General features: G+C 64.3%; 13 protein-coding genes. 4 read left to right on the forward strand and 9 right to left on the reverse strand.

The window, feature by feature from the left end; all coding sequences use genetic code 11:
- Nucleotides 1–207: 207 nt before the first annotated feature.
- Complete coding sequence (locus ACJ70B_RS01980; protein ID WP_408960068.1) at nucleotides 208–588, reverse strand: MoaD/ThiS family protein; 381 nt, start codon at nucleotides 586–588, stop codon at nucleotides 208–210.
- A 664-nt stretch (nucleotides 589–1252) separates the two neighbouring features.
- Between ACJ70B_RS01980 and ACJ70B_RS01985 the strand changes: the two genes are divergently transcribed.
- The gene (locus tag ACJ70B_RS01985; RefSeq protein ID WP_408958738.1) at nucleotides 1253–1534 is read left to right on the forward strand and encodes a HalOD1 output domain-containing protein; all 282 of its coding nucleotides are present in this window, start codon (nucleotides 1253–1255) and stop codon (nucleotides 1532–1534) included.
- A gap of 55 nt (nucleotides 1535–1589) precedes the next feature.
- Here the strand turns inward: ACJ70B_RS01985 and ACJ70B_RS01990 are convergent, their stop codons facing one another.
- From ACJ70B_RS01990 to ACJ70B_RS02005, 4 genes are all read right to left on the reverse strand, one after another.
- Complete coding sequence (locus ACJ70B_RS01990; RefSeq protein ID WP_408958739.1) at nucleotides 1590–1988, reverse strand: acyl-CoA thioesterase; 399 nt, start codon at nucleotides 1986–1988, stop codon at nucleotides 1590–1592.
- Between the two features lie 82 nt (nucleotides 1989–2070).
- The gene (locus ACJ70B_RS01995) at nucleotides 2071–2823 is read right to left on the reverse strand and encodes a ribonuclease H-like domain-containing protein (RefSeq protein WP_408958740.1); all 753 of its coding nucleotides are present in this window, start codon (nucleotides 2821–2823) and stop codon (nucleotides 2071–2073) included.
- A 107-nt stretch (nucleotides 2824–2930) separates the two neighbouring features.
- The gene (locus ACJ70B_RS02000) at nucleotides 2931–4643 is read right to left on the reverse strand and encodes an AAA family ATPase (RefSeq protein WP_408958741.1); all 1713 of its coding nucleotides are present in this window, start codon (nucleotides 4641–4643) and stop codon (nucleotides 2931–2933) included.
- A 185-nt stretch (nucleotides 4644–4828) separates the two neighbouring features.
- A complete protein-coding gene (locus ACJ70B_RS02005; RefSeq protein WP_408958742.1) occupies nucleotides 4829–5491 on the reverse strand; it encodes a hypothetical protein in 663 nt (220 codons plus the stop codon).
- Nucleotides 5492–5615: 124 nt separating this feature from the next.
- Here ACJ70B_RS02005 and ACJ70B_RS02010 point away from each other — a divergent pair, with 124 nt between their 5' ends.
- Nucleotides 5616–6416, forward strand: coding sequence for a hypothetical protein (locus ACJ70B_RS02010; protein ID WP_408958743.1), 801 nt, complete (start codon nucleotides 5616–5618; stop codon nucleotides 6414–6416).
- Here ACJ70B_RS02010 and ACJ70B_RS02015 read toward each other — a convergent pair.
- Both ACJ70B_RS02015 and ACJ70B_RS02020 read right to left on the reverse strand, forming a co-directional pair.
- Entirely contained in the window at nucleotides 6413–6772 is a 360-nt protein-coding gene (locus tag ACJ70B_RS02015; RefSeq protein ID WP_408958744.1) for a nucleic acid-binding protein, read from the reverse strand. The genes ACJ70B_RS02010 and ACJ70B_RS02015 overlap by 4 nt on opposite strands.
- A complete protein-coding gene (locus tag ACJ70B_RS02020; RefSeq protein WP_408958745.1) occupies nucleotides 6769–7926 on the reverse strand; it encodes a thiolase C-terminal domain-containing protein in 1158 nt (385 codons plus the stop codon). The genes ACJ70B_RS02015 and ACJ70B_RS02020 overlap by 4 nt, the downstream gene beginning before the upstream one ends.
- 172 nt (nucleotides 7927–8098) lie before the next feature.
- Here ACJ70B_RS02020 and ACJ70B_RS02025 point away from each other — a divergent pair, with 172 nt between their 5' ends.
- Nucleotides 8099–10492, forward strand: coding sequence for an amino acid permease (locus ACJ70B_RS02025; protein WP_408958746.1), 2394 nt, complete (start codon nucleotides 8099–8101; stop codon nucleotides 10490–10492).
- 23 nt (nucleotides 10493–10515) lie between these two features.
- Here the strand turns inward: ACJ70B_RS02025 and hflX are convergent, their stop codons facing one another.
- A complete protein-coding gene (gene hflX / locus ACJ70B_RS02030) occupies nucleotides 10516–11817 on the reverse strand; it encodes a GTPase HflX (protein ID WP_408958747.1) in 1302 nt (433 codons plus the stop codon).
- A 352-nt stretch (nucleotides 11818–12169) separates the two neighbouring features.
- On the opposite strand from hflX, the gene ACJ70B_RS02035 reads away from it, so the two are divergent.
- A complete protein-coding gene (locus tag ACJ70B_RS02035; protein ID WP_408958748.1) occupies nucleotides 12170–12484 on the forward strand; it encodes an FUN14 domain-containing protein in 315 nt (104 codons plus the stop codon).
- Nucleotides 12485–12517: 33 nt separating this feature from the next.
- Here the strand turns inward: ACJ70B_RS02035 and ACJ70B_RS02040 are convergent, their stop codons facing one another.
- Nucleotides 12518–13243: a ribosome assembly factor SBDS gene (locus tag ACJ70B_RS02040; RefSeq protein WP_408958749.1), complete on the reverse strand. Its 726-nt coding sequence runs from the start codon at nucleotides 13241–13243 to the stop codon at nucleotides 12518–12520.
- Nucleotides 13244–13326 lie beyond the last annotated feature (83 nt).

The following is a 13326-nucleotide window of genomic DNA, read 5'->3' on the forward strand; positions in this document are numbered from 1 at the left end:
AGTAGGTGTAGAAGGTCTCGTTTTCCGTCCCGCAAACTCTGCACGTGACCGGGTCGTCCGTGGAACGAGTTTCTGTGCTCACACGCAGCCGTAGCGCTCCGGACTGGATACCCCTCCGGCCCACACATGCAAGGGCCGCGCCGGCCACCCTTACCGACGTGGACGCGTGTCACGCGACTGCCGTCCCCACGCTGATCGACGACTCGGTCAACAGCAGAACATGAACGGGTAGATCAGCGCCACGCGGTCGCCGTCTTCCAGCTTCGCCTCGAACCCGCCGCGGTGTTCGTTGAACCGGCCGTTGATACAAACTCGCGCGTACGGTCGGGTCTGCTCACCCTCGGGGTTTTTGCGCCAGGTACCGGGGAGGTCGTCGGGCACCGGTGCCCAGCCGCTGTGGGTCGCGTCGGCTTCGGTCTCCGCGATGAGCATGTCCTCGAGGTCGTACTCGTCGAAGAACGCCTCGAGGAACGCCCGGAGCGTAGTTCCCTCAAAGGAGAACTCGAGTTCGTGGGTACCGACGGCGTCGCGGACGTGGCCGGTACAGCGAACGGTCACGGTGGTTGGTTTGCCGTCTCGGTCGGCCATCGTCTCCGGAGAACGGTCGGCGGTCGTGGCGTAATTCGGGTCCATCGATTCGTGACGGATACGAGGCGCGCGATCAAACGCTTCGTCACGAACATGTTCGTCTCAAATGCCCCGGTCGTCAGGAACCGCCGTCGCTCGCACGCCGCCCGATTCACCGAACGACACCTCGCGATCGTCTGTGTCGGACCCGTTGGCCGCTGAACTCCTGCTACCGACGGACGTCGCGACGCCGCTGCTCGATTTCAGTCCCGGTGCCGGCCCGACATCGAGGCCCAATTCTTCGAATCGGGCGCGCGTGAAGTCGCGGCACGCGGCGGAGTGGTCGTCCGCGAGGACGTCGCGATCTTTGCTCGCCCGCTCGAGAGGGATTATGGCGCGTACGTCTCTGCGGAGACCGTTCAGCGTCTCTCCCCGAACAGATACCGGTTGCTGTGAACGGTTTCGTTTCCGGCCACGTTTCGACCACCGACTTCCAACCGCTGATTGTCCGCCGACTGTCGGCGCTTGAACCGTTCCAAAATTTGAGAACGAAATTTAATTTTATAAAAAACAATTCCCAATAATAGCGTCGTAGGTCAAATATGTACATTAGGTATCAGTATTGAGGGACAATCGCTGGTTGAGGGCAGAGGATTTATACCGGATCGAAGAAAGAGTGCGGCCAATGCTACTCTCAGTCGATCGCTCGGATGCGACAACCAGTCAGTCTATCAGTTTCGAGGTCATCGCTGCCGTCGCCGAACGGGAAGGCATCGATCCGCTGGAGGTCGAACCCCCGGAGTATCAGGCGCTCTATGAGGTCATCAATCCCGAAGCTCTCGATTCGCTCTTCGAACCCCGCGAAAACGGCCGAAAGCGACCGACCGGCCGCGTCGAATTCCCCTTCTGTGGCTACCAGGTCGTCGTTACGAGCGACGGCGACGTGACCGTCTCCGACCCAGAGTAAGATCGATCGGTCAGAAAACGCTCTACGCTACGGGCTGCCGTAGCGGCCGCGACGGCTATGTGCCCTGTCGCTCGATCCGCGTCCGCCAGTCCGACGGAAGCGGTTGCGACCCGTCCCCGTCGGGATCTGCGAGGACCTGCACGGTCCGTGCCGTCGCCGCCTGCTCGCCGTTTGCACGGATCTCGCAGGTCATTGGGATACTCGAGGTCCCCAACTCGTCGACGCGAATCGCGACGGTGACATCGTCGCCGGCCTCGATGGGCATTGTGTATTCGAGTTCGAGGCTCACGAGGACGGTGTCGGTCTCGACCAACGAGACGCCGAGCACGTCACGGAAGTAATCGTTACGGGCCTGCTCGAGATAGGTCGCGTAGGTCGCGTTGTTGACGTGGCCCATGAAGTCGATATCGCGGAGCCGAACGTCGACGGCGGTCTCGTAGTCGTAGTCGGACATGCGAACGTGTACGAAGCGGCCACGGTAAACACCTGCTCGTCGGCATCGCCGCGCGGTCGCGCTCGAGGAGGTCGAAAACGAGTTACTCTCCGGCAGTCACGGACGCGAAGACATCTTCGTGGAGTCGATCCGTGACGGTCTCCATCAGCGGCTCCAAGTTGGCCGTGTCGGCGCGGTTGTACTCCACGAGCGTCTCGAGGGCCGCGTCGTCGCCGGACTCGTACTCGTGCCAGAGACGGACCGCGTCGCGGCCGCTGATATCCGGCGTCCCGCGATCGATACCGAGGTCCCGCTCGATGGCCTTCAGCCCGCCGTCGAGGCCGAGCTTCTTGCAGGGATACATGAGATCGACGTGCGGGAGGTCGATCTCGAGGTCGAAACAGGTCTCGAGGAACGGCACGTCGAAGCGCTGCCCGTTGAACGTAACGAGCAGGGCCGACTCCTCGAGTTCGCGTGCGAGGCGGTCACGCGTCAGATCGCGGTCCTTGACGAACGTCTCGGTCTCGCCGCCGCGGTGGCAGCTGACGGTCGTCACGTCGTTCTGATCGGCGCTGAGGCCGGTCGTCTCGATGTCCAGAAAGCAGGCCTCGTCACTGACGTTCTCGTAGCACCGCCAGCGGCTCGCGGCCGGCAGCGCCTCGGTGAAGACGGAGATGTCGCCGCGCTCTAAGTGGGTCCGGCCCTCGTCGATGAACGTCTCGATCCGGCCGGCCAACGTCGAGCCGACGACGCTGCCGTCGAACTCGTCCCAGTGGGTGACGCCGTTCTCCCAGAGGCGTCGTTCGGTGGCTTCCCCGACCCCGTGGACGGGAATGAAGCTGTTCTCGATTCGCATTATCAGTGAGGGAGCGCGGGGCGAGTAAAAACGTGTGGATCGGGGCCCGTTCGCGGCCGACTCGAACGCAGAAAACGAGAGCTGGATACGATAGCGGTGTCGGCGGCTCAGCTACTGTTATCCGAGAGATACAGCGTCCGATCGATGATGTCCACGGCCGCCTCGCCCCACTGCTGGATGGCGGTGCCGTCCGAGTCGAAAATTTCGATCACGATTCGGTCCCGTCCGATCGTCACGTCTCCGTCCGGTGCCGACTCCCGATCGGCGAAGCTCTGCATCTGATACGTGAGCAATCGCTCCGTCGAGCCGGTGATATCGACCGTCTCGGTGTCGAACTCGAAGGTTAACGTTGCACCGCCGCCGTCGATCTCTTCTGCCGTCACGTCGAACCGATGGCTCGAGAGCTCCGGGGCGGGCGCGTCCTCGTTCATGGTGTCGACGGCCTCCTTGACGGTCACGTCTTCGTCCTCGGGTTCGAACTCGCCGGGATCGTCGAACGAGAGGTCGCCGAGTTCGTCGGCGGGCGGCGCGTCGGACGCGTTCGCGTCCTCAGACTCGGAGCCGGTCGCCCCGGCCGACTCGTCCGCGTCGGCATCTGTCTCCGCCGTGGCGGTCGGCTCGTCGCCGGCCGGTGCCGGCTCGGTCGATCCGTCGGTGAGGTCGGGAACGTCGGACTGGCCCGCTCCACTATCCGCGGTGGACCCGGTGTCGTCCATCGGTTCGACAGCTCCCTCATCGATCGGTGCGTCGGCCTCGGTATCGCCGCTCCCGGCGTCTGACTCCGCGGCCCCGCTGGCGTCGGCTCCCTCGTCGAACGACAGCACGTCGACCTCGTCCGGCGAGGTCGGGATCTCACCATTATCGCCGTCATCGCCGTCGTCCTCGAGTCCGTCCTCGGCGGTCGACTCGTCACCGTCGTCATCGCCGTCGTCCGCCTCGTCGGCGCTCGCCGCATCTGCGTCTGTGTCCGTGCCGGCCGATTCGTCAACTGTCGCGTCGACCGCTGCGTCGGCGTCGGTCTCGTCGTCTGGGACCGCTTCGCTCGAGCCGACCGGTCCGGCCGCGATCACCTCGGACTCGTCGACCTCGTCGTCCGTGCCGGCGGGGAGTTCGCCCGCGATTTCAGGTCGCGCCGCCGCGATGGCCGCTCGATCCAGCGGCGTAGCGTACCAGGCCGTTCGGTCTGGCGACGTGATGAACCGACCGCGGTTGGCGTCGGCTCGCGGGTGCGACGGGTCGGCGGCTTCGGCGACATCGCCATCTGGCTCGGCCTCCGGTTCGTCGGCCGGTTCCTCGTCGGCAGCCGATTCGTCAGGGCTCCCGTCATCCGTCTCGTCAACCGACTCGTCCGGTTCCGGTGCTTCGTCAGTATTGTCGGTCGTGTCATCCGTCTCTCGCTCCCGACGCGCCGCCCGTGGTCCCTGCTCGGGCTGGTGAGGCTGTGACTGGGGCTGGGGACCGACGCCGCCGGCCGCAGCCGGGTCGGTCGCGGCCCGTTGTGCGGCCGGTCCCTGCTGTTGGCTGGATTGCTGCGATTGCTGGGACTGTTGAGGGCCGCTTGCGTTCGGACCGGAACTGATCGTCCCACCACCGTTTAGGTGCAGTTGTGTCCCGCCGCCGCCGGTGTTCGACATGCCGTCTAAACTGTGGGCGATATCAGTCAGATCGTCGTCGATGTTGTCCTCGAGCTTGTCGATTTTATCGCCGACGCTTCGCAGGGCGAGGGCCACGTCCCAGAGGACCACGACGCCAAAGAAGAGGAGTGCGAGGAAAACGGTAACAGCGGCTCCGCCGAGAAGCTCAGTAGTGGCTTCGACCATGTATGCTACTCTATGAACGGATAGGTCGTTCGATATATAGACCTTGTGCCGTAACACCGATATTACTGGAGGCACACCGTCAGTAGACGGTCTCACACTGCGTTCTGAAAGGAGGTCTCACAGCGCGTATAGACTCATGACTGCGTATGTGTTTCTTTTCATATAGGAAATCGGCGCTCGGCGACTTACAATTCGAGCCAGCCGGATGTCGTGTCCGCCTCGCGGAGGTACCACCGCTGTTCGGCGGCCCCATCACGAGACCGAACCGTGACTATCGCATCGAACATCGGTTCGAGGAGATTGACCACGTCGTGGTCTGGTTCGAGCGGCACGTGGTAGTGGCCCATACCGCGAGCCTTGTCGACGCGCGCCGTCGCTACGTGCAGTAAGCGAAAGACGGTCTCTGCGTCGTGGTCGTCGAGGAGCGGAAGCAGCGAATCGACACAGACGCGAAGCTCCGACGGCTCGAATCCGCCGGCTGTTTCGGCGAGTTCGTCGATGGTTTCGACGATCCGAATTCCGAGCGTTCCGGGCGACGGCGGGCCGCTGTCGGCTTCCGGTTGCTCGGCCGACCCCGTTCCGGCAGTCGAGTACCTGATGGTGCGGACCCGCTCGGACGTAGCGTCCGCGGTCGCGCCACAGGCCGCCCGGTCGTTCGTATCCGTCACGAACAGTCGATATCGGGAGTGTCGTTCCGTCGCACCCAGTAGCTGCCGACAGGCGGCCTCGTGAACGTCCGCCGACACCGAGCCGACGAGCAAGATATTGCTGCCGTCACGTTTGAGCGTCTCGAGTGCTCGTGCGAACGCCGTATCGTCCGGCACGAACCCCTGCCGCTCGTCTCCCATTCTGTTTGGCCGGACTCCCGGTCTTACAATAAAAATTGTGGCTGAGCGGCATCGGGAATTGACGCTCGAGACGCGTGAGTGACACGATCGGCCGGCTTTTCATCCCGGCGGCCGTAGGCCATGTATGGCCGACCACGACGACGAACTCGTCGATGCGATTCGCGAACTTACGCGAACGATCGACGACCTCCGAGCGGAACTCGAGGAGTCGCGCCCGCGCCGGCGGCCGCCGCTTCGACCGCCCACGCCGCAAGAGCTGCTTCGGTTCACCGACGAGGTCGCGCTGCCCGCCGCTCTGGCCGCCCTCGAGGCCAGCGTCCGCGCGCTCGAGGCGTTCCAGCAGAGCCTCCGTGTCGTCCGCGGCGGGCAGGAAGCCCGAGACCGCACGACGGCGGCCGCCGAGGCGACGAGCGAGCGCGCGAGCGAACTCCGCCGGACGACGCTCTCACAGCTCGATACTGTGTTGGCGGACCTCCAGCGGGCCGCCTCGGAGGGCGGACTGCCAGCCGACGAACAGGCGCGCGACCTGCTCGAACAGGCGCGCGACCTCCGCGACGACGTCGATCAGCGTCTTAGAGACGCTGCTGAATCAGAGACGGGGACGGCGGATGCCGATCGGACGGAACCGGACAGCGGAGTTCGAATCGACATTGACGACGGATCGCTGAGCGACGCCGAGGAGGGCACAGACGCGGCGTCCGATTCGGCCAGCGACGACTCCGAGTCGACCGTCGACGTCGACGCCGAACTCGAGACGTTGCGCGATCGGTACGGGGCCGACGAGGATGAGGACGACGACTCGAGCGCGAGCGCCGACGGAGAGGGTGTCGACGGCGATGGGGATGGCAGTGGCCGTGGCGATACGGACGCCGGAGCCGCGGCTGACGATGTCGAAAACGGTGATGACGAAGACGGAAGTATCTAAACCGGCTCGAACCGGTAGCCGTCCCACGCTTGACTGTCGGGGTCTCGGATGCCGGCATCGGGATCGCGGAGTTCGTCGACGTGGACGGGCTGGACCTCGTCGCCGGTTTCGATATCGCCGGTGGTCAGTTGGCCGATCGCGCGAACCGTCTCCCCCTTGACGTCGAACTCGACGATCGCGAGGTGGTTGGGTTCGCGGACGCCGGGCGGGGTCGCGGTACTGGTCGTCCAGGTGACGATTTCGGCGGTGTACTCGCTGAGATCGATCGTTTCGGCCGGTTTTGCGCCGTTGGGGCCGCGGGGGTGGCCGGGATAACTGATCGTGCCGTCCTCGTATCGGGTCGCGTCCATGCTCATTGTGCAGCCTCCATGATGGTGGTGATGACGCAGTTGCCGAAGCCGCCGACGTTACAGCACAGCCCGACATCGGCGTCAACCTGTCGGGGGCCAGCCTCGCCGACGAGTTGTTCGTAGATCTCGACGCCCTGAGCGACGCCGCTAGCTCCGAGCGGGTGCCCTTTCGATTTGAGCCCGCCGGAGGTGTTGATCGGCAACTCGCCGTCGCGCTCCGTATATCCCTCCTCGAGGAGGTGCCAGGCCTCGCCCTGGTCGGCAAAGCCCAGCCCTTCCATCTGCAAAAACTCGAGGATGGTGAACATATCGTGGAGTTCGGCCACGTCGATATCGTCGGGCTCGAGGCCGCTCATCTCGTAGGCTCCCTCGCCGCTCTTGACGACGCCGTCCATCACGGTCGGGTCCGCGCGCTCGTGGACGACGTGGGTGTCGGTCGCGCCGTCGATGCCCGAAATGACGACATACTCGTCCGTATACTCCGCGGCGACGGACTCGGGACAGAGCATGAGCGCCGCCGAGCCATCCGTGATCGGACAGAAATCGTACAGCCGCAACGGGTCCGCCACTATCGGCGACTCGAGGACCGTCTCGAGATCGACTTCTTTCCGGAACTGGGCGTTGGGATTGTCGACGCCGTTTGCGTGATTCTTGACCGCAACCTTCGCGAGACTTTCGCGGGGCGCGTCGAAGCGCTCCAAGTAGTGGCGCGCGGTGAGCCCGGCAAACGAGGGCAGCGTGACGCCGTGTTTGTACTCGGCGGGGTGGGTCAGCGACGCGATGACGTCGGTCGCCTCGCCGGTCGTTTTGTGCGTCATCTTCTCGCCGCCGACGAGCAGCGTCATGTCGCTGGCCCCGCTTGCCACCGACTGCCACGCGGCGAAGATCCCCGCGCCGCCGCTGGAACTTGTCTGGTCGACGCGCTGGGTGTACGCCGGCATCGCGTTCAGGTCGTGTGCTAACGCGTTCGGCACGCCCGTCTGTCCCTCGAACTCGCCGCTGGCCATGTTCGAGACGTACAGGTGCTCGACGTCGTCGGCGTCGACGCCCGCGTCCGCGAGACACTCGATCCCGGCCTCCGCGAGGAGGTCCAGTATCCACGCTCCCTCGCGTTGCCCGAACTGGGTCATCGAGGCGCCGATGATCGCAACACGTTCCATATCCTACGGGACTCGAGTCACCCGTTTATAACATTGGGTTGGGAAGCGACCGATCTGATCGGAATCGATCCGTCTGACGGACCGGTCACTAGCAGCGATAGACTCTCTGCTATTCACCGCGGGTTGCGTGTTCCGTCTGAACGTTTACCCAATTCCTTCTCCAACGCAATGTATGGTCGAACACACCCGTACGCTCGGTTTCTGGGTGGCATTCGCGCTGGGTCTGGGGACGATGATCGCGGCTGGAATCTTCTCACTGTCCGGGACCGCAGTGGCCGCCATCGGCAGTAGCGCGGTGATCGCGTTCGTCATCGCGGCACTCATTGCGGGGATCACGGCGGCCTCCTACTCTGAGTTCGCCTCGATCTACGCCGAAAACGGCGGGGGATATCTGTTCAGTTCGCGAACCTTCGATCGCGACCTCCTCGAGTATGCCGTCGGCGCGTCGCTGTTTTTAGGGTACACCGGAACGACCGCGTTCTATCTCGCGACGATGGACGAGTGGTTCCTCGAGTTCGTCGTCCCCCACGGCTGGCCGATCCCGCACGGGTCGATCGGCGTGCTGGCGGCCGTGCTGCTGGGAGCGCTCAACGCGCAAGGGACCGAAGAGAGCGGGACGTTCCAGGTGGTTGTCAGCGGTGCGAAGGTCGCCGTCCTCATCGCGTTCATCGGCGGCGCGTTCGCGTACAAGGCACCGTCGGCGACGATCGGTACGTTCACGGCGGAGATATCGACCGACATCGGCGGCATAATCTCGATCGCCGCGCTCGCGTTCATTACCTTCTTCGGCTTCTCTGCGATCGCGGCCAGTGCCGGCGAAATCATCGAGCCGCGGAAGACGGTCCCCCGGGCCATCGCGGCGAGCATCGTCGCCGTCACGATCCTCTACGCGTTCGTCATTATCGCGATGGTCAACGCGCCGATTCCGGCCGAAGTCATCGCGAAGGAGGGGGAGACCGCGATGGGAAGCGTCGCAAACGCGTTCCTCGGCAGTATCGGGATGGCGCTGATCGTCGCGGGGGCGATCTTCAGCATGATCAGCGCGTCGAACGCGAGCGTCCTCGCGGCCAGCAGCATCGGTTCGCTGATGGGGAGACAGGGCCAAGCACCGCGGCGGTTCTCTCGCATTCACCCCTCCTACGGCACGCCGTTCTGGAGCGTCGTGACCGTCACCGGGACCATCGTCGCTCTCATCGTCGCCTTCATTATGCTCTTTCCCGCCGAGGGCGGGATTGCCGGTATCGGGCTGGGACTCGAGGCGCTGACCGGCTTCGCGACGTTCAACCTGCTGGCACCGCTGTCGGTGGTCAACGTCGCGCTGATCGTCTCACGGCGGCGCTTCCCCGACATCGATCGTCCGCTTAAGGTCCCGTTAGTGCCGCTGCTACCGATCATCGGAATCGCGGCAAACATAGGACTTATCACGAGCCTGCCGACTATCGGCGTCATCGTCGGCACGCTCTTGATCACCGCATTGATCGGCGCGTACCTTATTTGGGGTGGTGCTCCGGAGACCGAAGAGTTGTTCGAGCGGATCGTCTCACCGTACTCACCCGACGAGATGGCCGCCCAATCGACGGTCAGCGGTGGCGGCTCCACCGCCGACACTGAGCCGGCCGAGGCAGCCAGCGATGATACGTCGGCGACCGAGAACGCGGATCGATTCCAGCTCCTCGTCCCCGTCCGTCGGCCGAGCAGGGCACCGACGTACGTCCAACTGGCGGCGATGATCGGGAATCTGTACGCGAGCGATCCAGTCGTCCGGGTCGTCACCGTCACGCACATACCCGACCAGACGCCGAGCGAGGTCGTCGTCGACACCGCCGAGGAGCGCGCGTCCCGAATCGGCGACACGCTCGTGGAAACCGACATCGACGCCGATTACACCGTCGAGGGGCAGATCTCTCGCGACGTCGGGTTCAGCATCGTCCAGACGGCCAGAGACAAGCAGGTCGATCTGATCCTCATGGGGTATCCGGAGGAAAGCGCCGATATCACGCAGCGCGTGGAGTTCGACGCGCCCTGCGACGTGCTGTTCTCCAACGGATTCGTCAGGACGGAACCGGGGGTTCCGGCCACCGTCAACGTCGGGGCAGGTGGCGGTCCCCACCACAAAGCACTGCTTCCGTTCGTCAACGAACTCGCCGCGGACGGCTCGACGATCAACGTTATCAACGTCAGTCCGACCGGCGAAGCCGGAACCGCGGAAACGCCCGAACTCGCGCTGAACGCTATCTCGGCGACGGACTCGGTCGAGGTACAGAACGTCACCGCCGACTCGGTCGCCGAGGGACTCGTGACGACCGCCGCCGAGAATGGCGGTATCCTCGTGATCGGCGCGTCGCGGACGCGCCGCCTCCGACAGTGGATCTTCGGGAGCACACCGGATCGGGTCATCGACCTCGCAGAGGACGCCGGCGTTCCCGTGATCGTCTACGCGGGCGAAACGACCGTTCGGGGCCTGGCAGAGGACCTCACCTTCCCGCTCTACCGGTACTTCGTAAAACTTCGTGCGCCCAATCATCCGATCTCGGGCCGGGGGCAGTCCGGCGACGTTGAGGGGTAAACGGTGTCTGACTCCGGCCGTAGTTACGCCGATTCCGCCGCGGCTGTCCGCAGATCGCTCGCACGCGAACGAGCCTGCGAGACCACCGCTGGACGCGCTTCGAAGGAGACGACGACATCCTCATCGCCGTAGTCGACGTTCTCGACGTGTGCGTTGTCGTGGAGCCACGAGACGACGCTCATCGTGTTGTCGGTCATCGGGAGCATCAACCGCTCGCGCTCCCAGTCGGGGAGTTCGAGATCGATGCGCTCGAGCAGCCGATCCACGTTGAGGCCCTCCTCGGCGCTTACGGTGACCGGGTTCGGCGCGAGCGACGAGAGGGCCTCGCGTTTCTCGGCGAGTTCCTCGTCGTCGACTTTGTCGATCTTGTTCAGGACGGTCACGATCGGGGCCTCGTTGCGCTCGTAGAGGGTATCGTGACAGGTCACGAGCTTCTCGTGAATCTCGTCGACGGGCTCGCTGACGTCGACGACGAGCAAGACGAGGTCGGCCCGGTAGACCGAGTCCAGCGTCGACTTGAACGACTCGACCAGCCAGTGGGGCAGGTCGCTGATGAAGCCGACGGTGTCGGTCACCAGCACGTCCCGCGGCTCGAGGGCGGCGCGTCGGGTCGTCGTCCCGAGCGTCGTGAACAGTTTGTCCCGGGACTCGGCCGTCGTGTCCAGATCCGGATGGAGATCCTCGTTCTCGTCGACCTCGAGGTCGGCGGCGAGCCGGCGCAGCAGCGTCGACTTGCCCGCGTTGGTATAGCCCGCCAGCGCGACCAGATCGAAGCCCGAATCGCGACGGCGCTCCCGGCGCTGCTGTTCGGTCTGCTCGATCTGCTCGAGTTCGTCTTTGATCCGGCTGATCTGGTCTTTGATGTCCCGTTCGCGGCTCTCGTCGTACTCGCCCAGCCCCATGAACCCGGGATGTTCCTCGCGCTTGGCCAGGCTTGTCTTCGCTTCGGCGCGCGGGAGTTCGTACCGGAGTTCCGCCAGTTCGACCTGGAGCTGTGCTTTGCGGGTCTGAGCGCGCTGGCCGAAAATCTCGAGAATGAGCGTGAACCGGTCGATGACCTCGACGCCCTCCGGCAGGAGCTGTCCGAGATTGTACGTCTGGTAGGGGCCGAGCCGGTTGTCGAAGATGACGGTCGTGGCGTCGGTTTCCCCGACGAACGCGGCCAGTTCCTCGGCTTTCCCCTCGCCGATCTGGAGGGCCGGATCGGCCCGTCTGGACTGCGTAACCTCACCGACGACGGTGTACCCCGCCGCACGGGCCAGGTCACGAATCTCGCTCGTGTCTGCCGCCCCCGAATCGACGCGTTTGACGATGATCGTATTCATGCAGGTGGCTGTGTGTGTCCCGGGCGTGGCCGATTGCGCACGTCATAGTGCCGTCGCTCGTCGATCCTGCGACCCGCCGCTCGCACGCATCGGTCGCAGAGACATCGCGGACACCGCCGCGCGAACCCGGACACGCTAACGATGCCGGTCGGACACCTCCGTTGGACGCACGTTACTCATCGTCGATCGTACGTGACCGACCGTCTTGAATCCCGCGCCCGACGCCGTCGTTCGATCCGTTCGGTGGCTACTCGAGTCAGCCGACGGTCGACAGGCCGCGAGTTTCGAGACCCAGAGGGGCTACTCGGCTTACCACAACAGTCATAGGAACCGACTCGAATGGGGACGGACAATGATAGATATCGATCCGACGGGGCTCGGCCTCGAGTTCGGTGGCGGTGCGGCTATCGGCGGGGTCATGGGTTTCGCCGCGAAGAAGATCGCAAAGCTCGTCGCGATCATGGTCGGCGTCCAACTGATGGTCTTTCGCTACCTCGAGTCACAGGGCATCATCACGGTCGACTGGAACCGGCTGTCGGCGGGGCTCTTGCAAACCCAACAGCGCGCCCAGAACGTCGACGTCCACTGGCTGCAGTCGGTCCTTTCGACGCTGTCGATCGGTGCTGGCTTCTCCGGCGGCTTCCTGGTCGGCTTCAAACGCGGATAACTGCGCGGCTAAGTCGGCCGCTCGAGCGGTCCGCTACCGCGTTTTCAGGTCGTCTTTGTCTTTGATGATCTCCGTCTCGGCCTCGCCGCTAGTGTGTTCGTTGACCACGTCGTAGAACTCGTTTTGCAGCCCCGCGGGAAACGTCAGCACGCCGATCCACGAGCCGTCGTTTTGCCACTCTTCGCGCTCTAAGTCGCCGAACTGTCTGATCTGGGCCTGGGCGCTGCCGGCGTACTCGGCCGGGACGTTGACGGCGACGGTGACTTCCTCGAATCGGATCGGAATCACCGGCCGGAGCGCGTCCAGTGCGTCGTCGACCTGTTGCTGGACTGGTTCCATCGGATCGACGGTGAACCCGGCCTCCTCTAATGCGTTCTCGATCCGCTCGGGCGGATGGGGTGCGTTGTCCATCTGCGGGTTGACCGCGTTGCGCGTGATGGTGTCAATCAGCTGTTTGCGTTTTTGCTCTTGCATCTCGCGGCGCTGGTCGGCCGTGATCTGGATCTCCCCCTGTTTGATGACCTCGGGGATGATTTCGAGGGGCTCCGTCGTGTCGAAGACCGTCTCGAGGTCGTCTTCGGCCGGCCGGTCCCCTCTGGAGGCGTCCTCGAAGACGTCCTCGGCGGCGATCACGTCCTCCAGATCGCCGTCGAACTCGTCGCGTTTGATCGCCAGTGCCGCGTCCGGGTCTACGAGCACCTCGAAGCGCGCCCCGTGTGACTCGAGTCGCGCCGTCACCGCCTCGTCGAGCGAAATCATATCTCACGGTTCCCTCGCCAATTTAAAGAGTGTTTCCCGACGAGCGGGCCGATGACGCGACTGACCGCGGTGTGGTCCGCGCA

Source organism: Natrinema sp. 74 (assembly GCF_046097095.1).
GTDB lineage: Archaea > Halobacteriota > Halobacteria > Halobacteriales > Natrialbaceae > Natrinema.